This window comes from Bdellovibrionales bacterium (genome assembly GCA_016716765.1).
Lineage (GTDB): Bacteria > Bdellovibrionota > Bdellovibrionia > Bdellovibrionales > UBA1609 > JADJVA01.
On the sequence record JADJVA010000025.1, the window covers coordinates 288,820 to 308,499 of the forward strand.

General features: G+C 41.8%; 28 protein-coding genes, 1 other RNA gene and 4 pseudogenes. 13 read left to right on the forward strand and 20 right to left on the reverse strand.

From position 1 onward, the window contains the following. Positions 1 to 7 precede the first annotated feature (7 nt). The 4 genes from IPL83_17700 to IPL83_17715 form a co-directional block, all read right to left on the reverse strand. Complete coding sequence (locus IPL83_17700) at positions 8 to 199, reverse strand: MFS transporter (GenBank protein MBK9040959.1); 192 nt, start codon at positions 197 to 199, stop codon at positions 8 to 10. Continuing rightward, positions 196 to 894, reverse strand: coding sequence for a pirin family protein (locus tag IPL83_17705; GenBank protein ID MBK9040960.1), 699 nt, complete (start codon positions 892 to 894; stop codon positions 196 to 198). The genes IPL83_17700 and IPL83_17705 overlap by 4 nt, the downstream gene beginning before the upstream one ends. Positions 895 to 922: 28 nt before the next feature. Then, complete coding sequence (locus IPL83_17710) at positions 923 to 1,294, reverse strand: VOC family protein (protein MBK9040961.1); 372 nt, start codon at positions 1,292 to 1,294, stop codon at positions 923 to 925. A 289-nt stretch (positions 1,295 to 1,583) separates the two neighbouring features. Then, the gene (locus tag IPL83_17715) at positions 1,584 to 2,192 is read right to left on the reverse strand and encodes a TetR/AcrR family transcriptional regulator (protein ID MBK9040962.1); all 609 of its coding nucleotides are present in this window, start codon (positions 2,190 to 2,192) and stop codon (positions 1,584 to 1,586) included. A 90-nt stretch (positions 2,193 to 2,282) separates the two neighbouring features. Here IPL83_17715 and IPL83_17720 point away from each other — a divergent pair, with 90 nt between their 5' ends. From IPL83_17720 to IPL83_17740, 5 genes and pseudogenes are all read left to right on the forward strand, one after another. Then, complete coding sequence (locus tag IPL83_17720; protein MBK9040963.1) at positions 2,283 to 2,651, forward strand: cupin domain-containing protein; 369 nt, start codon at positions 2,283 to 2,285, stop codon at positions 2,649 to 2,651. Between the two features lie 17 nt (positions 2,652 to 2,668). Next, positions 2,669 to 3,121 (forward strand): hypothetical protein, encoded by a 453-nt coding sequence (locus IPL83_17725; GenBank protein ID MBK9040964.1) that lies wholly within the window; start codon positions 2,669 to 2,671, stop codon positions 3,119 to 3,121. A gap of 197 nt (positions 3,122 to 3,318) precedes the next feature. Further along, complete coding sequence (locus IPL83_17730; protein MBK9040965.1) at positions 3,319 to 3,900, forward strand: AbiEi antitoxin N-terminal domain-containing protein; 582 nt, start codon at positions 3,319 to 3,321, stop codon at positions 3,898 to 3,900. Continuing rightward, positions 3,897 to 4,742, forward strand: a complete 846-nt coding sequence (locus IPL83_17735; protein ID MBK9040966.1) for a nucleotidyl transferase AbiEii/AbiGii toxin family protein — start codon at positions 3,897 to 3,899, stop codon at positions 4,740 to 4,742. The genes IPL83_17730 and IPL83_17735 overlap by 4 nt, the downstream gene beginning before the upstream one ends. 238 nt (positions 4,743 to 4,980) lie before the next feature. Next, positions 4,981 to 5,804, forward strand: a pseudogene (locus IPL83_17740) (transposase). Between the two features lie 45 nt (positions 5,805 to 5,849). On the opposite strand, the gene IPL83_17745 reads toward IPL83_17740, so the two are convergent. From IPL83_17745 to IPL83_17775, 7 genes are read right to left on the reverse strand one after another with little or no spacing between them, the layout of a single operon-like run. After that, on the reverse strand, positions 5,850 to 6,377 hold the full coding sequence (locus tag IPL83_17745) for a GNAT family N-acetyltransferase (GenBank protein MBK9040967.1): 528 nt from the start codon (positions 6,375 to 6,377) through the stop codon (positions 5,850 to 5,852). 6 nt (positions 6,378 to 6,383) lie between these two features. After that, positions 6,384 to 6,764: a VOC family protein gene (locus tag IPL83_17750; protein ID MBK9040968.1), complete on the reverse strand. Its 381-nt coding sequence runs from the start codon at positions 6,762 to 6,764 to the stop codon at positions 6,384 to 6,386. 36 nt (positions 6,765 to 6,800) lie between these two features. Next, positions 6,801 to 7,181 (reverse strand): GFA family protein, encoded by a 381-nt coding sequence (locus tag IPL83_17755; GenBank protein ID MBK9040969.1) that lies wholly within the window; start codon positions 7,179 to 7,181, stop codon positions 6,801 to 6,803. Between the two features lie 11 nt (positions 7,182 to 7,192). After that, entirely contained in the window at positions 7,193 to 8,008 is an 816-nt protein-coding gene (locus tag IPL83_17760) for a class D beta-lactamase (protein MBK9040970.1), read from the reverse strand. Next, positions 8,001 to 8,516 (reverse strand): hypothetical protein, encoded by a 516-nt coding sequence (locus tag IPL83_17765; GenBank protein ID MBK9040971.1) that lies wholly within the window; start codon positions 8,514 to 8,516, stop codon positions 8,001 to 8,003. Before IPL83_17765 ends, IPL83_17760 begins: the two co-directional genes overlap by 8 nt. 6 nt (positions 8,517 to 8,522) lie before the next feature. Then, the gene (locus IPL83_17770; GenBank protein MBK9040972.1) at positions 8,523 to 9,074 is read right to left on the reverse strand and encodes a GNAT family N-acetyltransferase; all 552 of its coding nucleotides are present in this window, start codon (positions 9,072 to 9,074) and stop codon (positions 8,523 to 8,525) included. A 15-nt stretch (positions 9,075 to 9,089) separates the two neighbouring features. Further along, positions 9,090 to 9,740, reverse strand: a complete 651-nt coding sequence (locus tag IPL83_17775) for a nucleotidyltransferase domain-containing protein (protein ID MBK9040973.1) — start codon at positions 9,738 to 9,740, stop codon at positions 9,090 to 9,092. Between the two features lie 81 nt (positions 9,741 to 9,821). On the opposite strand from IPL83_17775, the gene IPL83_17780 reads away from it, so the two are divergent. The 3 genes from IPL83_17780 (at position 9,822) to IPL83_17790 (ending at position 11,802) form a co-directional block, all read left to right on the forward strand. Next, positions 9,822 to 10,364, forward strand: a complete 543-nt coding sequence (locus tag IPL83_17780; protein MBK9040974.1) for a hypothetical protein — start codon at positions 9,822 to 9,824, stop codon at positions 10,362 to 10,364. A 141-nt stretch (positions 10,365 to 10,505) separates the two neighbouring features. Further along, positions 10,506 to 10,865, forward strand: a complete 360-nt coding sequence (locus tag IPL83_17785; GenBank protein ID MBK9040975.1) for a winged helix-turn-helix transcriptional regulator — start codon at positions 10,506 to 10,508, stop codon at positions 10,863 to 10,865. Next, positions 10,849 to 11,802, forward strand: coding sequence for an SRPBCC domain-containing protein (locus tag IPL83_17790; GenBank protein MBK9040976.1), 954 nt, complete (start codon positions 10,849 to 10,851; stop codon positions 11,800 to 11,802). Before IPL83_17785 ends, IPL83_17790 begins: the two co-directional genes overlap by 17 nt. 125 nt (positions 11,803 to 11,927) lie before the next feature. Here IPL83_17790 and IPL83_17795 read toward each other — a convergent pair whose 3' ends face one another. The 6 genes and pseudogenes from IPL83_17795 to IPL83_17820 form a co-directional block, all read right to left on the reverse strand. Then, entirely contained in the window at positions 11,928 to 12,344 is a 417-nt protein-coding gene (locus IPL83_17795) for an SRPBCC family protein (protein MBK9040977.1), read from the reverse strand. A 142-nt stretch (positions 12,345 to 12,486) separates the two neighbouring features. Next, positions 12,487 to 12,962, reverse strand: a pseudogene (locus IPL83_17800) (VOC family protein). 75 nt (positions 12,963 to 13,037) lie between these two features. Further along, entirely contained in the window at positions 13,038 to 13,310 is a 273-nt protein-coding gene (locus tag IPL83_17805; protein ID MBK9040978.1) for a YdeI/OmpD-associated family protein, read from the reverse strand. Positions 13,311 to 13,363: 53 nt separating this feature from the next. Continuing rightward, a complete protein-coding gene (locus IPL83_17810; GenBank protein MBK9040979.1) occupies positions 13,364 to 13,915 on the reverse strand; it encodes an SRPBCC family protein in 552 nt (183 codons plus the stop codon). A gap of 118 nt (positions 13,916 to 14,033) precedes the next feature. Beyond that, the gene (locus IPL83_17815) at positions 14,034 to 14,237 is read right to left on the reverse strand and encodes a DUF4287 domain-containing protein (GenBank protein MBK9040980.1); all 204 of its coding nucleotides are present in this window, start codon (positions 14,235 to 14,237) and stop codon (positions 14,034 to 14,036) included. 24 nt (positions 14,238 to 14,261) lie between these two features. Next, a complete protein-coding gene (locus IPL83_17820) occupies positions 14,262 to 14,633 on the reverse strand; it encodes a DoxX family protein (protein MBK9040981.1) in 372 nt (123 codons plus the stop codon). A gap of 130 nt (positions 14,634 to 14,763) precedes the next feature. On the opposite strand from IPL83_17820, the gene IPL83_17825 reads away from it, so the two are divergent. Both IPL83_17825 and IPL83_17830 read left to right on the forward strand, forming a co-directional pair. After that, a complete protein-coding gene (locus tag IPL83_17825) occupies positions 14,764 to 15,324 on the forward strand; it encodes a helix-turn-helix transcriptional regulator (protein MBK9040982.1) in 561 nt (186 codons plus the stop codon). A 335-nt stretch (positions 15,325 to 15,659) separates the two neighbouring features. Then, positions 15,660 to 16,208 carry a DUF1697 domain-containing protein gene (locus tag IPL83_17830; protein ID MBK9040983.1) on the forward strand — a complete coding sequence of 183 codons (549 nt, stop codon included), beginning with the start codon at positions 15,660 to 15,662 and terminating at the stop codon, positions 16,206 to 16,208. Positions 16,209 to 16,559: 351 nt separating this feature from the next. On the opposite strand, the gene IPL83_17835 is transcribed toward IPL83_17830, so the two are convergent. After that, on the reverse strand, positions 16,560 to 17,123 hold the full coding sequence (locus IPL83_17835; protein MBK9040984.1) for a dihydrofolate reductase family protein: 564 nt from the start codon (positions 17,121 to 17,123) through the stop codon (positions 16,560 to 16,562). 100 nt (positions 17,124 to 17,223) lie between these two features. Further along, positions 17,224 to 17,621: pseudogene (locus IPL83_17840) on the reverse strand (SRPBCC family protein). A 371-nt stretch (positions 17,622 to 17,992) separates the two neighbouring features. On the opposite strand from IPL83_17840, the gene IPL83_17845 reads away from it, so the two are divergent. The 3 genes and pseudogenes from IPL83_17845 to IPL83_17855 all read left to right on the forward strand — a co-directional run bounded on the left by IPL83_17845 (position 17,993) and on the right by IPL83_17855 (position 19,197). Then, a complete protein-coding gene (locus IPL83_17845; protein ID MBK9040985.1) occupies positions 17,993 to 18,256 on the forward strand; it encodes a winged helix-turn-helix transcriptional regulator in 264 nt (87 codons plus the stop codon). A gap of 47 nt (positions 18,257 to 18,303) precedes the next feature. Next, positions 18,304 to 18,702: pseudogene (locus IPL83_17850) on the forward strand (SRPBCC domain-containing protein). 3 nt (positions 18,703 to 18,705) lie between these two features. Further along, positions 18,706 to 19,197 (forward strand): SRPBCC family protein, encoded by a 492-nt coding sequence (locus IPL83_17855; GenBank protein ID MBK9040986.1) that lies wholly within the window; start codon positions 18,706 to 18,708, stop codon positions 19,195 to 19,197. 82 nt (positions 19,198 to 19,279) lie between these two features. Here IPL83_17855 and ssrA read toward each other — a convergent pair. Beyond that, positions 19,280 to 19,631: a transfer-messenger RNA gene (gene ssrA, locus IPL83_17860) on the reverse strand. Between the last annotated feature and the right edge of the window lie 49 nt (positions 19,632 to 19,680).

Below are 19,680 nucleotides of genomic sequence, written 5' to 3' on the forward strand. Positions count from 1 at the left end.
GTGGGCCTCATATTTTGAGCACCACTTTACTACTTACGGCACTGCTTTTGTAAAGAATTAATGACCAATTTGACCCAACCCCATTGTTAATACCACTTACATCATGCATCCATGTACCGATATTAGATAAAAACGTTGCTGTCCAAATAACAGCAATGGGCTTTTCTGCTAAAGGGGCTAAAAGAGAATCTGATTTCATGGCAAATCAAAGAGGATAAACTCAGCCCCTTTGCTCCACCTTAATTTTAGTTGCTCAAACTCCGTGATTCCTGCTCCGTCTCCAGCTTCAAGAACCGCTCCATCTGCTCGGACCTCACCTTTAATAACTTGTACCCACATGTTCCGATTTTTAAAAGTTTTGATTGTTTTCTCCCCAGCATCTTGTGGTTTCGCCACATACATATCGACATCTTGATTGAGAGAAACTGAATTATTACGACCATTCTTTGAAGCGACTAAAATCAAATCACTATTTCCAAAACCATCCACAAAAGATTTTTGACCGTAACTTGGGTCAATTCCAATTTTCTCTGGCAAAATCCAAATTTGTAAAAAATGAGTCTCTTTATCTTTATGGTGATTATATTCAGAATGACGAACCCCTGTTCCCGCACTCATGCGTTGAACTTCGCCAGGACGGATAATCGTAGAATTCCCTATAGAGTCTTTATGCTCTAAGGCTCCATCAATCACATAAGAGATAATTTCCATATCGCGGTGAGGATGGGTATCAAATCCTGTTCCACCTAAAATAAGGTCTTCATTAATCACTCGTAGCACACTAAATCCCATATGCTTTTCGTCATAGTAGTCCGCAAAAGAAAAAGTATGTTTTGATTTAAGCCAGCCATGATTTGCTGGGCCTCTATCTTGGGATTTTCTGATGTGAATCATATTTTACTCCTCATTGAACCGAATTAACTTACTCACTTAGCGGTGATTCGAACCCAATAATATTTCCAAACGGATCTTTTATTTGCATGATGATCCGATTTGTTTCTTTGACCTTCAAAGGACCCCGATACAAATTTCCACCAATTTCTTTTACTTTCGATAAAACTTGTTCGATGTCGTCAACTAGCCAATATCCAATTGAACCACCACAAGAAAACGGATTTTTCGCATCAGGTGTAGTGATGTCAAAATAAATTCCTGAGATTTTGAACGAAACAAAAAGTTCTGTGTCTTCAATCGGATCTTGATTGAACAAAGATTTATACCAATCACGACTTTTAGAAACTTCATTCGAAAGAAGTCGTATCGTTGCGAATTCTTTTATTTCAAAACCCATCATCAACTCGATTTTTTAGTTGCCGTTTTCAGTCCAAAAAAACGACCATTTCATACAATGTTTATTTATAAAACCGTATCGAATTCTTCAATGATTTCAACCGATTAAAGCAAGAAACCCGACTGTCTCAAAAAATACAGCCATCTATCTATTTGAAATTATTAAGTAATTTCAATTTTAGAGGCAAATGGTGGAGGTATTTTTTCGCCTCTAACCCCTTGATTTTACTCATACCGGGCTTCGTTGGGCTTCATATAAATATTAAATCCTGAAAAGCGACTTGGGTCAAAGCTCACTTCGTCTTTTCGCAGAGACCATACTCTAGGCCTATGATGGCGGCTTTGACTCGGGAATTGAGTTCAGTATCGCTATCCGGGGAGCTTTTTTTCCGACCACCTCTTTCATAAACTTCGAATAAGATATTGGGGACTCCGACTGCTCCGAGCAGATAGCGAATGGCATGGTTTATATTAGGTGTTGATAGTCTTTTGATCTTTAGATGAGCTTTTAAAGTTTGTTCTAGTACTTTAAAATGACCCGAAAAGTTCTTTTTTAGAAAACGGACAACAACTTCATCGTTTGATAATACATCTGAAAGTATTGATGTAAGAAGCTTTCGACTATCTCTTGAAAATACAGCTATTTGAAAAAGAACAGCTTCAAGATGAGGCTCTTTGGTATTCAATGGCTCGAGGTTTTCTAAAAACTTTTGATAAAATTCATTTAAAAGCTTGAGTACAAATTTTTCCTTCGTTCCGAAGTGGTAGTTAAACATTCCAAGGTTAGCACCGGCTCGCTCTGCGATGTCGCGGGTCGATAGCCCTGCGATGCCGCCCTCAAGTATGAGTTCAATTCCAGCTGCAATCATTTTTTTGTCTAACTCATTAGATTTTCTGGCCATTTTTTACCCAGTCCCAATAACTATACAGTTGAATAATAATCATTGTTTTATAACTACTCAAGTGTATAATGAAAACAATTGGAGGTACAAATGATTTTAAAAATACTTAGTTCGGTTTTACTAGCTTCGATAATTACAACTTATGCTGTCGCAAAAGAAGGGAATTCTATGAAAGGCAATGTTTCAAAGGACTTAGAGTTTAATAAAGAAAACAAGGTTGTGAAGCCACTCTTTAGTGAATCTTTTAAGGTCATGGGTATTGGATTAACCAAAAGTCAGAAACTTGAAAAACATCAAACGCCGACCGCAGCATTTCTCTATGTAGAGAGCGGTAAGGTCACTTTTACAATGAAAGGTGAAGTGACGACTCTTAGTCCGGGGGATTATTTTTCTATTCCGCCTAAGGAAATGCATGAGGTCGAGGCAATAGAAGATTCCCGTCTGATGTTGATGAAGTAAAGCTTTAGGAGGCTTATATGACGAATCAGGCAGCTACTGATATTTGCACGACCAGCAGGAAATTTGTTGGGAAGAAAAATCTTATTATTGGATTGTGGACGATGGGAGCCTTCATGTTTTTAGGCTTCGTCTTGGTTTATCTGAGAGACTTTGCACCAAATGCAGCAGAGTGGGCATCACAATACTCAACTGGAGCTCATTTTGAGACTCGATTGGCTCATGTTCATGGAACATTGTTCGGATTTTTGAACATCGTGATTGACTTCCTGCTTTATCAATTTCCAGTCTGTGATCGGGGCACCCGATTGATTTCATGGTTGAGTCTGGGTGGGATTCTGATGCCAATCGGAATTTTAGGAGAGGTCGTTTTAGGCACATCACCCATTTTTGTACTTGTTGGTGCCACGAGCATGACTGTAGCCATGGTACTCTATGGCTTCGCCCTTTGGCGACACAGCCCAGCCTCATAAATCCATGCCATATCTGATAGTCTTACCCAGATCGTGATTGTGGGTAAGATCATTAAATAATCCATTCTATGTTTTTTGCGGTTCTTGGACAAAAGTGACATTTTCTTTAAGAAATGTCACTTTTCACCCACGACCCTCGACAAAACAAAAGCGACATTTTTATTGAAAAATGTCGCTTTTGTCGTTTTAATATAATTATGACCCCACAACAAGAATCAAAGCTCAAAAAAAAGAAAGTCTTCACTCTGGCTGAAGCCGAAGCCATTGGCCTCACTCGGCAGGATCTCGCTAAACTTGTGAAACAAGAAAAGCTACTTCGCATGGGAAGGGGTATCTATTCGCACCCTCAAGCACCAGTGGATCGAGAGATTGATTTTCAGGTCGCTTGTAGCAAACTTGGGCCTGATGTTGTTGTGGGCGGTCTCTCTGCTCTGTACTATTACAACCTAACTGAACAAGTCCCTCAGCAAGTTTGGGTCTTGGTGCCATCGACAAAGAAAACAAGAAGCAAAGACTATAGGCTCATTCGCACCAAAACTCCGCTCAACAAAGCCATCATCGAGGGCCAAGGATATAAAATCGTGAGCCTTGAAAGAGCTATTGTTGAGAGCTTTAAACTTGCCACCAAAATTGGTGAAAGAATCGCAATAAAGGCCGCCAAGACCGCCATTCAGCAAAAGCGAACTAACCTCAAAAAAATTGGAACTACGGCCAGAGAAATAGGCCTTGATTCCTACATCACCAAGTATTTCGAGGCCATTATAGGATCAATAACATGACAACAAAAATTAAGGGTGAGTCCGTCAGGGCGAAACTGAAAAGTTTCGCCTCAAAAATGAAAATAAAATATTCGCATCTTGAAACAGTATTTTTGATTGAGCGACTTGTTGCTCGACTTATCGCTGACAAAAAGCTGAGTCAAAACCTGGTATTCAAAGGCGGCTTTGTTGGGCTTAAAGTCTATCAGTCCCCTCGATACACGATTGATCTCGATGCTCTTCTTGTAAAATCAAACATCGAGCAGACTCTTGCTTTGGTCAAACAACAAGCTCAATTCGATATGGATGATGGAGTCTGGTTTCGCTTTGAAAGCCAAATGGATTTGGCAACCCAAGGGGAATATGGTGGCATTCGCCATACTTATCGGGCTGGCATCGGTGAACTACTCAAAGACATAAAACGGGCCCAAATCATCAACTTTGACCTTGGGATTGGCGATCCTATAACTCCGGGGCCACAAAAGGTAGAGGTAAAAACTTTTACTGGGAATGAAACTCTCAGTTGGTCAGTCTATCCGGTTGAAACAATTTGTGCAGAGAAACTCCATGCTTTGATTTCTCATGGCGACGACAACTCTCGCTCAAAGGATGTTCACGACCTTGCGATATTTCTACCGAAATCTGACGCACAAACTCTAAAGAAAGCCATCAAAAATTGCTTTGAATTTCGAGAAACTGAAGTTCCTGAAAGTCTCATTGAAGTAATAAGAGTCTTGAAAACTGGTCGATTGGAAAAGGGCTGGGATAGTGCCATGGCATCAATCACTGAGCCAATGAGCTTTGAGCAAGCTTTTAATAAAATGCTAAAAGCGATTGAGGAAATTGAGACCAAGTGGAGCTGAATTACAGATGTCTGTAAGCTTAGGCTCCGCTAATTTGAGCTAATACTTGAATTGTAGACAGCAATAAGAGTCTCGACCATCGAGATCAGGTGTTGTTTCGACTTATGCTGATTGAAAGAATCTCTTTTTTTGTAGGGGCCATAGATCGCCCAGATGAATTTAGGAGAATCAATGACCTAGCCGGGCCAAACTGGCCCAGGATCTGTGATAAGATCTGGGCCAAGAAAGGACCCAAGGCATGGCAAGAAAAAGGTATACCCCAGAGGAAATTATCCAGCATTTGCGCACGGCATAACTGGAACAAAGCAAAGGTTTAACTCAACTTGACGCCGCTCGTAAGATTGGCGTCACGCCTGTGACCCTATCGCGTTGGAAGGCCGAATTCGGCGGTCTTCGCGTCGATCAGGCCAAAAGGCTGAAAGACCTTGAGCAAGAGGCCAGCCGGCTACGGAAAATAGTTTCCGATCAAGCCCTTGATATTTTGATTTTAAAGGAAGTTTCCAAGGGAAACTTCTAAGCCCGGCGAAGCGAAGCAGTGCCGTTCAAATGGCGATGCGTGAACTTAAGGTCAGCGAGCGCCGGGCATGTAAAATCATAGGACTGATCAGATCCACGCAGCGGTATGAGCCAAAGCCCAACCTTGAGCAAGAACAGCTTCAGGGTCGGGTTATTGAATTGGCTGCGGAGTATGGCCGGTATGGATACCGTCAAGTGACAGATCTATAGAATATGGAGGGCTTTGCAGTGGGATCGGACAACGGGCCAGAATTTATCGCAAAAAAACTAGTGGCATGGATAGCACTTGAAGTGCAACCGCTGTTCATCCAGCCTGGTAGCCCCTGGGAAAACGGATATTGCGAATCGTTCAATGGAAAGATGAGGTATGAATTATTGGATGGAGAGATTTTCTACTCGCTGCTTGAAGCCAAGATCATCATCGAGAGATAGAGGGTGCATTACAATACGAAAAGACCACACAGCAGCTTGGGCGGAAGGCCACCGGCCCCAGAGACTTTTCAACCAACACTTAAGTCGCTTGCGCAGGAATTATTAACAATGTAAGTGGTACTAAAACTCCCGGCTCGTCAGAGGTGGGTCGAATAATGATCATAATTCATATCTCCAAGAGTCCCGGATATGGCCTTTTACTTCTTTAGTTCCTTTGATAAAACCAACTCTCTGCATGCCTAGTTTTTCCATTACTTTGAAAGAAGGCACATTACGGGTATCGCAAGTAGCGTAGATCACTTTCAAGTTTAATTTTTGAAGACCAAACTGGATTAAGGCTTTAGCCGCCTCGGTTGCATAACCTCTATTTTGAAATTCTGGATTGATTGCCCATCCTAAGTTGGCCACCTGACTTGTTTCGGTTTCTCTGCGAATGCCACAACCACCAATGAGAAGGCCATTTTCCTTTAAGCATACTGCAAAATCAAATTTGTATCTTGGTGCAGATTTTATTTGCTCGACCATTTCTGCTACGAATTTATGAGTATCTTCCAATGAGTTTGGACCCCATAATTCATACTTTGAGAAATCAGGGTTTGAACCATAAATGTGAACTCGTTCCCAGTCATCAGCCTGATATGGGCGAAGTATAAGGCGGTCGGTTTGAATCGAAACGGTTTCTATCATTTCATGCTACCCATGAAATACCGCTTCAATATTGTGTCCATCTGGATCCAATACAAAAGCTCCATAGTATTTCTCGTGATAATGAGGTCTTGGACCCGGCTTGCCATTGTCTTTTGCACCAGCTGCAATTGCCGCTGAGTAAAACTCATCGACCTTCTTTTTATTATCCACCCGAAAGGCGACATGAACATGGGGTTTGTTGGGTGTACCTTCTGAAATCCAAAAGTCAGGTTTCGGTGGTTCACCAAATCCAGCAACGCCAACTCCACCAGTATGTTCAGTTGGAATTTCCAATAACATTTTATAGCCGATGGGTTTCAATGCGTTTTCATAAAATAGTTTGCTCTTTTTGTAATCGCTAACTGCTACGCCTGTATGATCAATCATTTATTCTCCCTTAGCTTCATCTTGGAAATCTCCAGGTCACTGTTCATTTTGTGGCAAACCATCTACGATGTCATAATAGTCACCTTTATTTGCAACAAAAATATGTCTTACTAGTTTTGTATTTGTTGGCCCATCAGATACCCCCATTGAAATGCCAATCCAGTCTCTATGAATCGGGTCGAAAAACATCGATGATCCGCAGGTGGAGCAAAACCCTCGACGCACTTTCTCTGACGAATGATACCAAGTGATTTTCTCTGAACCATTTATTCTAACTGCTGAGCGGGGAACATCCGTACCGGCTTCGAAGTGACCGGTATGTTTTCTACATTTTGTACAATGACACGCGCTTGGGGCCGGAAGATCACCGTCAACTTCAAAAGTAACAGCCTGGCAAAGACAAGAACCCTTATGAATTTCTTGTTTACTCATTTTACTAGTCCCATTTTTTCCAAAATCTCAATCACCGTGTTACGCACTCGTGGCCCGGCTGGTGGCCCTTGTGGAACCAAATCTGTCGCATTTGCGGCGAAGACATACTCACTCTTGCCATTATTTAAGACACCGACAAACCATCCGATCATTTTGTCAGGTTTATCCATACATGAAGTCCCCTGTAGACAACCGGTTCCTGTTTTCCCGTAAAGCTCAGAATTTTTACCTAACTTTTTAACGAGGATGATTTTTTTAGTATTTTCAATTGTATCTTTAGCCAGTGGCAATTCGCCATTCCAAAGTTTTGAGATAAAGGCTAATTGCTCATGAGCAGAAATCTTTAAGCTTGAGGTTTGCCATGGCTCTATTCGAGGTCCGCTGAAATCCTTATTTCCGTATGAAAATGTCCCCAAAAATCCATGAATGGCCTCTTTTCCCAACTGAGGCATGATCCAAGATGTAACCCAAATGGCCGAAGCGCTCATCCAGGTGTAGGGCGTAAGATCCTTATCAATCTCAACTCGACCTCGCTTAACACCATCCCATTTGATAACTTGGTTTTCATCCTTCAATACTTTTTTTTCGAAAGCCATTAATGCAGCCGCAATCTTAAACGAAGAACATGGTGGGAATCGTTCTTGGCATCGCTTAGAACTGTATTCAGAGATGATTTCTCCAGTTTTAAGATCGGAAATTAAAAAACATCCGTCACGATCGGTAAATTCATTCTTTAGTTCATTTTCGGTAAGTGCAAAAGAGTTAACACTGATAAAAAATAGAAAAAAGTAAGTTGCAGCGAATTTAGTCATTTCTTGGTCTCTCAATAGCTAAATATCCACCTGAATATTTAATGTCCAAACTCACTTCTTTCCAATCTGGAAACGGAACCACAAAACTATTCATCTTTTCTTCAGACTCAAATTCAATCTCAGCCGATACGAGATGGGTAAAGGGCTCTAGAAATTCATCCACTGAAAATGTTTGATTATCATGACTCAATTTATAACGCTTCCTTTTCAAAACACGACCTTGAAGTTGACTCAGCAGCTTCATTTCGGATTCCCTTAGATACAGATTTGTAATCGACGTCTTAGACAAATCTCCATCTTTAGGAACGAACTTTTGAGTCAATTTACGATCAACTATCTTTCCTTCTAAAGAGCGAACTATTCGTAAGCGGAGATTCGTACCTACAAAATAACGGTCTTCAATTTGCTTGCACTCCGACGAGCTCTTGAGATTTGCCGGAAGGCCAGTCAAAAGGAATTTACGCTCGAATTCATAACAGGCATATTTACCAGCCTTTTTATTATTCATCGGAACTCACAAACGCAATCCCATAAGAACAGTGTCCACATACACTCCATTGGGGTATTTTAGATCCTTAGTTCGAAGGCCTTCTACTTGAAACCCAATCTTTTTGTAAGTCACGATCGCTCGATCATTAGTTTGATGAACACATAGATTTATTTTTTCAATCTTTGGATTGCTTTTTGCCCAATCAATCAGGGCCTTAAGCAGAAGACTTCCGACGCCTATACCTCGAAATTCCTTCTTTACGCCCATTCCAAAATCACCTGTATGAGCAATTCTTTCTCTGTGACCATTTGAAAAATCGAGTTGACCAATTACTTCGCCATCAATTTCTGCAACAAGAATAAGATGAAACTCATTATCAATTTTTGACTTAATCCAGTTGGCTTCTTGTTCAATGGTAAAATTTAATTCATGGGGTTGAGTCAGGGTGTAAATTTCTTCAGCCATTATCGATTTACCAAGAGTAAGATATGCTTCGGCATCACGCTCTAATGCTGACCGGATTTTCACAGTGCGACCGTCTCTTAACTGGTATATTTTTTCAGTAATCGTTCCCATATCTAGCCCCAAAGTTTAATCCAAATTAACCTTATATACACGTGACGCAGCAGCTTTTAAATAATTGAGGTTGGTCGGATCTTTCAACGAACGCCTAATCAACTGGAATGTTTTCGGATCATTTTCCTTTAGCCAAGCAAACCCTTCCTTTGGGCCCCAGAATCTTTTCTGTCTAACAAAATAGTAATGATCAATGAGAGCATTTTGAAACTCAGATCGCCTATACAAACCTTGAATGTCATTCATTCGGCAACGCTCCAGCTCTTTTTGAGCCCAGGCTATTGTTGCTTTAACTTCATAAACAGGATGACGCTTAAATGGTTTTTTTAAAAATTTATCAATTCTTCGCAAAAGAACTTTGGCATATGGTCCTTTGGAAAAAAGGATTCGAGCGTGCTTCCAGCTCAAATGTTGATCGCTGAGTACTTTTAAATCTTTTTCAGCGTAAACAAAAACATCCCAGAATTTGCCTTTAACTTTTTTGGCAATACGAGTCTTCTCACCTGACTTACAAACGCCTATGACATCGTAGTCGCTTGTTGGTGTCGTTTGACCTCTTGCGCGCGATCCATAAAGAATTACGGAGTGACATTTGTATTTGGTAATAAGCAGTCGAGCAATTGCCTGCAGAGTTTCATCTTTGAGCGAATGTAAATCCATCCCCAACCTCTATACTCATCTTGGAAATTTCCGAGCATTCCTCTCTCAAAAAGTCCAACACCGTCATCCTAAGCGCTTGATTCCTCGTTGCACAACGGAACCTTACTGGAAAAGAGTTTAGAGGTAAAAGCTAATGTTACCAATAGCTTAAACCCCTTTCCAGGTGTCAATTTGGTGGACAAAAACCCTGATGAGATTTTCAACCTATCCTCAATGAATCTTAGAATACAATCAACGGTTTCGACAACCCCGCTTTTTCGTAACAAAGCGTTCCTCAATCAAAAATACGTCGTTGAGGGGCTCTCTGCGCGGCAGATTGCTGTCCTCATTGGATGCGGTCATTCGGTCATAAATACGGCTCTAAGACGATACGGCATCGTTATAGAACCGCGAGCGTCCGGTTGGGTTAAATATGGGACCAAACTTGAGGGTGGGTTACGAATGCCTCATGTTCGAGAGCAAATGATAATTTCGACCATTCGACGAAAGCGCGCTTCAGGGTGGTCGTACCAAAGAATCAACTACTGGCTTCATATTCGTGGGATTAGGTGTCCATCGGGCCGCGGTCGTTGGCATTCGGCTACTGTACGGCGCATTTACGAACGGAGCCAAACAGTAGAAACTGACTGAGTTTAGATTTGAGATTTGTTTTTAATAAAAAATCAGGTCTGATTGCTAAGTCGATGTAATCACCGCGTTTATGCGCCCTTGACAGAACCCGATGCTTCATTTAGTATATAACCATCTAGTTAATTAACTAAAAAGGTTAATATGATTCAAGATCGATTGAGTTTAACATTTGGAGCCCTTGCAGATCCTACTAGGCGCGCAATTTTGGCTCGTCTTGCCAAGGGTGACGCAACTGTGGCCGACCTAGCAAAGCCCTTTATGAGTGAAATGAGTGCCCCTGCAATCACTAAGCATTTGAAAGTTCTTGAAAAGGCCGGTTTGATTTCAAAAGGCCGCGAAGCTCAATGGCGTCCGTGCAAACTTGAAAAAGAAGCTCTAAAAGAAGTTGCAAATTGGATGGATCAATACCGGCAATTTTGGGAAGAAAATTTTGATAGACTTGATCTTTACTTAAAAACAATGACAAAGAAAAAGGGAAAGAAAAATGGCCGCCAAAAATAAGCCGAATGAAATTTATATTGAAAGAATTTATGATGCCCCAGTTAAAATGGTATGGGACGCATGGGTAGACCCAAAACAAGTTGCTCAGTGGTGGGGTCCAAGAGGATTTACTCTCACTAGTCATAGCAAAGATGTAAGAACTGGCGGTCATTGGGATTATACAATGCATGGACCTGACGGGGTCGACTACCCCAACATCACTAAATACCTCGAAGTCGAAAAACATTCTCGCATGGTATATGACCATGGCGGTAACGCTGACCAACCACCTTTGTTTCGGGTGACTGTGAATTTTATAGATCTCAAAGGTAAAACGAAAATGGAAATGACGATGGCCTTCGCCACGGCTGAAGTTGCCGCTGGATCTAAGAAATTTATCAAGAAGGCAGGTGGAAACTCAACTTGGGATCGTCTTGCCGAGTATTTAGAAATGGAGTCTGCAAAGCAGGATGTATTTGTCATTAACCAAACCTTTGATGCGCCAATCAACTTGATGTTCGAAGTTTGGACGAATCCAAAACATCTCAGTCAGTGGACAGGACCTGCGGGCTCCAAGATAGATTATTTGAAAGCTGACATTAAACCTGGAGGAAGCGCATTTTACTGCATGACAGGACAAGGCGACGGAAAGATATTTGGAAAAGCTACTTATCTAGAAATTGATAAGCCCTGTAGAATTGTTTATACTCAGTGCTTCTGTGATGAAAATGAAAAGGTTAACCGACACCCAATGGCACCAACGTGGCCCGAAGTTATGAAGACAACTGTTTTACTCGAAGCGGAAGGTCCAGATCAAACGAGAGTCACTGTGAAATGGGAGGTCGTCGGAGACGCAACACCAGCTGAACGAGAAACTTTCAATAAAGCTAAAGCTGGAATGTCTCAAGGTTGGGGCGGTAGTTTTGATAAGCTCGAAGAATACTTGGCGAAAAAATAGTTTAAATCTCTGAGGCCGCATTCGAGACGCAGAAAGTTGACATTCCATTGAGGACATGGACTCAAGTTCAATGCAGAAATGGTGGAGGCCAACTTCGGCAAGTCGAACCCCATTCGTCCCCCATCTCAATTTTCTTCCGCATACTTCTTAAAGTTATTAAGTATCGATTGCCAGCCACTCTTCTGCATTTCTACCGGATTCTGATTTTCGGCATCAAAAACGGTCGTGACCTTCGTTACAGGTCCCTGTTGCTCGAAGCTAGTGATGACTTTTCGGCCGTCAGACAAAGTATATGCAATGTTCTTTTGATCAACGACTTCATCATAAATAGCTTCAAAGTCGAAACCAAAACTTCCGTCTTTTGCTTCCATTCTTGCGGAATACTTTCCTCCGACTCTAAGATCATTCGAGGCTCTCGGACAGCACCATTCTGGTACTGCAAAATTCCACTTCGTAATATGATTCGGCTCGGTCCAATACTGCCAAACCTTTGGAAGCGTTGTTGAGATCGTTGTTTCGATTTGAATTTTTGAGTTACCCATTTTTCCTCCTCCATTTATTTTTTATCTCGGTTCCGAGAACTCCGGGGGGACGGCCCGGGTTCTCAAACTCTGAAAGTGGTGGAGGCGACGTTTCGATTGTCGAACTCGAAGTTCCGCCAGACCTCCACGCCACCTATCGTTATCACTTTCCGCGTCGGGCAGCCTCAATCGCCGCCACGTCGATTTTTTCATTTTCATCATAGCGTTGAATGCTCGCTTAGCCTCATCTCCACCTTTCGACATCGCTTCGGTGAGCGTACGAGGTGTAATTTGCCATGAAAGCCCCCATCTGTCTGTGCACCAGCCACACATACTTTCTTTCCCGCCATTTTTCACAATCGCATTCCAATATCTATCTGTTTCTTCTTGATTGTCTGTTGCAATCTGAAAAGAAAAGGCTTCGCTATGTTTGAAGTATGAACCGCCATTGACTCCAATGCACGGGATGCCCATAACCGTGAATTCTACGGTAAGTACATCGCCCGCTTTTCCTGATGGATATTCGCTTGGAGCCCGATGAACGGAACCCACAGAACTATTGGGAAATATTTCCGCGTAAAAATGAGCGGCTTGTTCCGCTTCTTTGTCGAACATTAAGCAGACCGTATTCTTCGGTATCTTCATATAATAAACCTCCTAGTATCGCATCTGTGAAACCTAAGTTATCGTTCCCTGAGCGTTGAACCATATTATTCATTTAAACCATTTTCTTGCGCTCGGCCTACGATGGGGGCAACCGGGCCAACAACATGGCCGGCGCTTGCCTTCGATGAGCTCTTTGCGCGCTCTTTCAATCCTTTGTTTGCGTGTCTCTAGCTTTTTTGTTGATGTGATCCAACAGATCCACTCGTTGCGCGCGAGCGGAGTAATATCCCTCCAAGCCGCCTTAGCGGCCGGTGTTGAGAGGGCTTTTCGCAAATCTGTTGGCATTGTATGTAGTGGTCCAGCAATTTCTTTTTTTTTCATATTTTGAATTCCATTACAACCTCTCAGCCGGAAGTCCAATCTGGTAGTGGCCGTCATAACGACAATTGAGATCTATTTTTCGACTCGGCTAATGATTTTAATTTCGCCAAACCTCTTTCAAAGTGTCCACCGATGACTTTATCCAAATTAATGAAGCGTGAAATGAGACGCGGAATCATTGCTGTTTCAACAATACTCCAAGTAAACTCCGTGGCGGAACCTTTGGGCTCAAGGCGATATTCTCCAAAGTTTGTTACGTCGAATGGTTTCTTAAAATCCAGTCGCACAGAGACTCGTTTGTTTGGCTCGACTTCTACAATCGTGGCCTGTCCCATACCGGTGTTACTATTGCCTTCCCATGCCGAAGCAGCCCCAACGCCCTCATCAGGACCGGTGTAAGTCATTTTTAAAGTTGGATCGCCTTCGGTGAAGGGATTCCATTCTTGCATTCGTCTTGGGTTATTCACATAAGGAAAAATCTTTTCCGCCGGGACTTGAATCAGTATGGATCTTGAAATCGACAAACTGTCAGGAGCTGTTGTGTATGCGTAAATTGCTATAATTGCGACCAATACGACGAAGCCAATTAAAATTTTTATGACCATAACAAATAACCCCTTGTGCGCTTACATATAAGATTTAGAAAACAGATTTTAAGTTGGCATAGGCAAGCATTCTACAGCCCAGCGGAAACAACGTATCGATGTAGCACGCGAAATAAAATTAATTCCGTTTACCTTTAAAGAAGGCGTAGATTGCCATCGCATGCCCATGCCCCAAATTGAAATCCTTTTTTAACCACAAAACAATTTCTCCTGCTTTCGTACCTTCCTTAAAAAATCCTTTTTTTGCTTCTAACTTCTTAAAATCATCGGCTGATTTACCGGTCTTGTCTTCAATATTCGCTAAATAGGTTTTAAATGACATGTTCGCCCCTTGATTTGCGCGCATTCAAGTTAAGATTAAAAAATCCATCAGACGCGGGTATCTTAATAACAATCCACCCCACATAAAGCTCGCGACATAAACAGGGAATAACATATGGGTAAAAATTGGATTGCCCAACCTAAATTGTGCAGCAACGGCTCCACCTAAAAAGCCAGTAATCAGAACTGCGCCGATCACCGAACTTTTGGGAATTGCATGTAAGATGATGCCAACCAGTAGAAGAATGCCAACTAGAGCGACCGAAGATTCAGGGAAACCAAGGGCTACAGTGGCCTCTACCGAAAGCTTCGCCCGGACAATTTTCATTCCAGAATCAACGATTAAAAAAAGCAGGGTCACTCCACTTAGGATTCTACCAATTAGTTCACCATTCATTCGGAAGCTCCTTTTATTTGATGACAATTAGTATTGAATATAGTAAACTATATTCAATATGTCAACAGGTGCCAGAAGATACAACTCGTCAAAAAGAATAGAAAAAGCGCAGCTTACACGCGCTAACATTTTGAAATCTGCAACTCAGCTATTTTCGAAACATGGTATTGATCGAGTATCAGTCGATATGGTAGCCAGCGAGGCCAACGTCTCGACACCGACCGTTTATCAAAATTTTAAATCTAAGACGGGATTGCTTATTTCATTGATGGAAAATGTGTTGTTCGATGCGAAGTCGATGAACCTCTCTTCACGGGTCGATGAACTTGCGTCAGCAATTGAAATAATTGAAATGACTGCCGAAATTGCGCGTACCATCTACGAGAATGAGAACCATGTTTTGGGAATAGTCCGCGGATCTTCAACTTTTTCACCGGAATTAAAGCAAGCAGAAAAGGATTTTGAGGATATTCGATTCAAAATGCAAAAATCCCGATGTGAGAAATTAGGAAAGATGAAGGCTTTGCAAACTGGAATGAAAGTTTATGAAGCTAGACAGCTCATGTGGATGTACACAAGCAGGGAAATCTTCAGAATGTTGGTCATCGAACAGAAATGGAGCAGCGAAAAGTATAAAGACTGGTTGTCGGCGACGCTTTACTCGAGTTTGATTTCAAACACTGAATCGTAAGCGCAGGCTTTTTCGGCCATCAACCCAATGAATATCGACGATAAACGCTTTCGTATGGTAGAACCAATTAATATTGATTGCACAATTGAGATGCTCAATAAGGTCAACCAGATTGATCCTATGGCGATTTTGAAGCCCTTGCGACCAGTCAAATAAGTTACTTTCTTGATTGTTTGGTTCCACCAAGCCTCATACGGTTCGATGAAACGATATTTTGGGTCAATCTCGAATAGTTAATCAGAAAACATAAACCCCCTTTTTTAATAAGGGCCGGAGTTAAACTGAATTTAGTTAAATGAATTGATTGATAATTTCAATCAAAATACCATTTACCTATGTCTAAATTGGTAACATATGTCGCATTACTCAGGGGAATTAATGTTGGTGGTAATAATATCATTAAAATGAATGACCTGAAAAAATGTTTTGAAGCATTGAATTTTTCAAATGTTAAAACATATATTGCTAGTGGGAATGTGATTTTTTCGGCAAACAAAATTAAGAACGATGTTCTTATCAAAACTATTGAAGAGGCTCTTCGAAAAACATTTGGGTACAAAGCTATTATTGTATTGAGAACCCAAGCTGAGATAGAGGCAACTGTTGATGGATTTCCTAAAATTTTTAAAAATATCACATGGAAACACAATGTCATTTTTCTTGGAAAAGATATTGATAGCAAATCGATTTTAAAATCTCTCTCATTAAAAGATGATATAGAAACTATAACCTATAAAAAAGGTGTCATTTATTGGTCTGCACAGATGAAGAACATTACCAAGTCAAATATGCTCAAGCTTTCAAGCAAGCCTGAGTACCAACGAATGACAGTAAGGAATCAGAATACAACTAGGAAGATTCTTGCTTTGATGAAAAAAGATTGATGACTTAGATAATTGCGCTCAATGCGCCCGGGTCGAACGACGTTTCGAAACCCGAATCGACTTGATAAAGATCTGGGCATGGAGTGTTCGTCCGATATGACAAAGCTGGAAATGAGGAATATCGAGCTAAGTTTGCTGGTGGAAAGCTTGTCGAGAAATTGCTATAGATTCGAGGTCCTTTGTGTTGTTGTTCAATAGAGAGCAGATGGTCGTGCCATAAGGATACAAGCGCTAATTTTATAATTAAAAAGGGGCGCAGCAGGCTGAAGACCAATATGTTCCAAATTCTGTTGGGCCTATCATGCGAATCGTCCCCCACCTTAATAGGTGACTACATACTTAAAATCTCTTTTAGTTTTGGATTCGATAGCGAAGATAGAGCCAGCCTTTGCCGAAAGTTTGATACTCCAGCAAATCCAATTTAAGAGTAATGTCTTTAGGTAGCACTGGGATAGTTGGTAAGCTGTTCCCAATCGTTACTGGTACAATTAAAAGTTGGACTTCATCAACCAGTCCTGCGTGAATAGCTTGTCCCGCAAGGGTTGGGCCTCCAATACAAATGTCGTTAGCCAAATTAGTTTTCATTTCACGGATCTTCTGCGCTTCAAAATTACTTTCAATGCGAGCTTTTTTTGAGGTCACAACCTTCAGTGTCTTAGAATAAACAATTTTTTCAGCTGCTTGCCATACGCGCCCGAATTCTTGATCGTCCGATCCCATTTTTTCTATATTCGGCGGATTTTCCCAGAACGACATTGTCTCGTAGTTCTTCCGTCCGTAAAGGTAGGTTCCGAAAGGCCGCATAACATTCGTGATAAGCGTCATTGAGCCCTCCATTGGCCCTCCCCAATCATAGTGTCCGTCTCCAATGTATCCATCCAGCGACATGATTGTAACGTAGCTTAATTTAGCCATCAAAAAGCCCCTTTTAACTTCCAATTTTTAACCATCGTCCCCACCACATAAAAAAGCCCGAAAGTGACCGGCGGCCAAGCCTTCGGGTTCAAACACCCAATCAAAGCTCAAGGACTGCTTTCAACTTCTCGAGATCCTTCTTTATCCAATCAGCATTGTTGTGAACTTCTCTTCTGTCATATCGGCCTGCCGGAAGAGGGTAAAAACAACCTCGCTGCCATTTTTATTTGGCAACACCCGCATTGGATTGTGAAAAGTAATTCCAGACTCCAAAGTCACATCGTGATCAGCCACACCAAACTTATTTGACTCGGCAAACTTTATTTTCACCTTGCCCATTGGAGAATCAGCAATCCATTCCCCATTTACAATTTTGATGGAACCGCTCAACCCAGTAGCCCATTTGGGCAGATTCATAGGATTTGAAATGAACTCGTACACGTCATTGAATGGCCGAGAAATTGAAATACTGATGTTTTTGGCTTCAAAAGTGTCCATCGTCCCCACCCCATAAAAAAGCCCGAAAGTGACCGGCGGCCAAGCCTTCGGGTTCAACGTTTTCGTCCCCATTCTTCATTTCTGAATTTGCCGCAATAGAGAGGCGGCCAGAATCAACTTACTAAAATCCGTATCAAATTCCCAAAATCGAGTTGCGAGAACTCCGGGGGACGACCCGGGTTCTCAAACTCTGAAGGTGGTGGAGGTGATGTAAACCCCCTATATTCAATAACTTATAACGTCTGGGCATCACTTGGGCAACAGGAGATGTTTTTTAATTAGCATTTTCAGCGTGTCCGTTAGTCAGCTCCAAAAAGATATCATGTCGGAAAAGGTTGACATATCGGAAATTTCCGACATATTATCTTTTTATGCAGCAAGTAGATGTATTTTCAGCCCTCGCAAATCCAATCCGTCGGGAAATTCTTATTCAACTAAAGAAAGGTCCGCAAAACGTAACGAAGATCTCGGAATGTTTCGAGGTGGGCCGACCCGCTGTATCTGAGCATTTACAAGTGTTGAGGCGCGCGCTCCTTGTCAAAGAAGAAATTCGAGGTAGAGAGCGCTTTTATCATATTGATCCAAGGCCTCTTAAAGAAGTTCAGGATTGGATGAATGTTTTTGAACGTTATTGAAATACCCACTTAACCACTTTAAATGAATTACTGTATAAGGAGTAAAAATGACCACGACTGAAAATAAAATGACAATTGAGCAATTCTATAATCATCCGCCCAGCGCCGTCTGGAAATGCCTAACAGTACCTGAACTACACGCTAAATGGTGGGCCGCTGGCGATATTCGGGCCGAGGTCGGTCATAAGTTTGAACTTGAAATGGGCGCATGGGGAAAACAAAAGTGCGAAATTCTCGTGGTGGAAAAAGAAAAGCTTCTCAAATACATTTTTGCAGCTGGTGTTCTTGATACAACAATATCTTTCGAACTTTCTCCTGATATCAACGGGACAAAACTTAAATTTACTCAAGAAGGATTCAATCTCGATAATCCAGCCTCTCGACAGGCCCTTGAAGGCATGGGACGTGGATGGCCTGGTCTTTTAAAAAATATTGATCGCACTCTTCATATGCACGAGTCACAGGAACGAATTGAAAAGAAAATTTTGTACAATGTGCCGCGCTCTCGCGTCTGGAAAGCAATCTCTAATTCAAAGGAGTTTGGTTCATGGTTTGGGATGGAGCTGAATGGACCCTTCAAAGCGGGCCAAACTATTTTCGGCCAAATCGTTCCGACAACTGTCGATCCAGAAGTCGCTAAACTGCAAGAGCCTCACCGAGGAAAAAAAGTAGAACTGTTTGTCGATCAAATTGAACCAGAGACAAAATTATGTTTAAAATGGCATCCGTTTGCAATGGATCCGAATGTTGATTATTCAAATGAACCCATGACGTTGATCACTTTTCTTCTTGAAGAAAAATCAGCGAACCAAACTCAACTGACAATTACCGAAGAAGGTTTTGAAAATCTGCCACTTTCTCGTCGTGCAGACGCGATCAAAGCCAACGATGGAGGCTGGGCACATCAAATGATTTTACTACAAAAATATTTGAATAAATAAAAGTTCACCACGCAGTCAGTTGAGGCGTAAAAAACAATCCCTACTTATTGTAAGTTATTGAAATCATTTATGATTTTTTAATTGGTGGAGGCGGGGGGAATTGAACCCCCGTCCGTAAGTGCTCCACTGTAAGGCGCTACATGCTTAGTCGATATTTTTAGTGGAACCAAAGTACTTCTACCGACAAAATTACTTCGGCCCCTCCCCCAGAAAATTTAGATTAAAGGCCCTGGAGAAAACAGCCCTTAACCGAGGTAACTACAGTGACATCTCGCAGCTAGTGTTACCAACTAACTGGTCGACGTTGCAGCTTAATTAGGCTGCAAGTGCATAGTTGTCGTTAGCAACTAAAAAGTGCTCGTTTTTACGAGGTCCACGAGCGCCCCGGCATGCTCCTTAAGCTTCACTACCCACGTCGAAGCCATGTCGCCCCCAATTTGGAGTTTAGCGTCAACTTTCTTAGAGAGTGTCCTCAAGAGAGAT

Excerpts from the sequence above, each read along its gene's own strand:
- IPL83_17700 (MBK9040959.1), bottom strand. The coding sequence starts at position 199 with ATGAAATCAGATTCTCTTTTAGCCCCTTTAGCAGAAAAGCCCATTGCT.
- IPL83_17705 (MBK9040960.1), bottom strand. The coding sequence starts at position 894 with ATGATTCACATCAGAAAATCCCAAGATAGAGGCCCAGCAAATCATGGC.
- IPL83_17710 (MBK9040961.1), bottom strand. The coding sequence starts at position 1,294 with ATGATGGGTTTTGAAATAAAAGAATTCGCAACGATACGACTTCTTTCG.
- IPL83_17715 (MBK9040962.1), bottom strand. The coding sequence starts at position 2,192 with ATGGCCAGAAAATCTAATGAGTTAGACAAAAAAATGATTGCAGCTGGA.
- IPL83_17720 (MBK9040963.1), top strand. The coding sequence starts at position 2,283 with ATGATTTTAAAAATACTTAGTTCGGTTTTACTAGCTTCGATAATTACA.
- IPL83_17725 (MBK9040964.1), top strand. The coding sequence starts at position 2,669 with ATGACGAATCAGGCAGCTACTGATATTTGCACGACCAGCAGGAAATTT.
- IPL83_17730 (MBK9040965.1), top strand. The coding sequence starts at position 3,319 with ATGACCCCACAACAAGAATCAAAGCTCAAAAAAAAGAAAGTCTTCACT.
- IPL83_17735 (MBK9040966.1), top strand. The coding sequence starts at position 3,897 with ATGACAACAAAAATTAAGGGTGAGTCCGTCAGGGCGAAACTGAAAAGT.
- IPL83_17745 (MBK9040967.1), bottom strand. The coding sequence starts at position 6,377 with ATGATAGAAACCGTTTCGATTCAAACCGACCGCCTTATACTTCGCCCA.
- IPL83_17750 (MBK9040968.1), bottom strand. The coding sequence starts at position 6,764 with ATGATTGATCATACAGGCGTAGCAGTTAGCGATTACAAAAAGAGCAAA.
- IPL83_17760 (MBK9040970.1), bottom strand. The coding sequence starts at position 8,008 with ATGACTAAATTCGCTGCAACTTACTTTTTTCTATTTTTTATCAGTGTT.
- IPL83_17765 (MBK9040971.1), bottom strand. The coding sequence starts at position 8,516 with ATGAATAATAAAAAGGCTGGTAAATATGCCTGTTATGAATTCGAGCGT.
- IPL83_17770 (MBK9040972.1), bottom strand. The coding sequence starts at position 9,074 with ATGGGAACGATTACTGAAAAAATATACCAGTTAAGAGACGGTCGCACT.
- IPL83_17785 (MBK9040975.1), top strand. The coding sequence starts at position 10,506 with ATGATTCAAGATCGATTGAGTTTAACATTTGGAGCCCTTGCAGATCCT.
- IPL83_17790 (MBK9040976.1), top strand. The coding sequence starts at position 10,849 with ATGGCCGCCAAAAATAAGCCGAATGAAATTTATATTGAAAGAATTTAT.
- IPL83_17795 (MBK9040977.1), bottom strand. The coding sequence starts at position 12,344 with ATGGGTAACTCAAAAATTCAAATCGAAACAACGATCTCAACAACGCTT.
- IPL83_17805 (MBK9040978.1), bottom strand. The coding sequence starts at position 13,310 with ATGAAAAAAAAAGAAATTGCTGGACCACTACATACAATGCCAACAGAT.
- IPL83_17810 (MBK9040979.1), bottom strand. The coding sequence starts at position 13,915 with ATGGTCATAAAAATTTTAATTGGCTTCGTCGTATTGGTCGCAATTATA.
- IPL83_17815 (MBK9040980.1), bottom strand. The coding sequence starts at position 14,237 with ATGTCATTTAAAACCTATTTAGCGAATATTGAAGACAAGACCGGTAAA.
- IPL83_17820 (MBK9040981.1), bottom strand. The coding sequence starts at position 14,633 with ATGAATGGTGAACTAATTGGTAGAATCCTAAGTGGAGTGACCCTGCTT.
- IPL83_17830 (MBK9040983.1), top strand. The coding sequence starts at position 15,660 with ATGTCTAAATTGGTAACATATGTCGCATTACTCAGGGGAATTAATGTT.
- IPL83_17835 (MBK9040984.1), bottom strand. The coding sequence starts at position 17,123 with ATGGCTAAATTAAGCTACGTTACAATCATGTCGCTGGATGGATACATT.
- IPL83_17845 (MBK9040985.1), top strand. The coding sequence starts at position 17,993 with ATGCAGCAAGTAGATGTATTTTCAGCCCTCGCAAATCCAATCCGTCGG.
- IPL83_17855 (MBK9040986.1), top strand. The coding sequence starts at position 18,706 with ATGCACGAGTCACAGGAACGAATTGAAAAGAAAATTTTGTACAATGTG.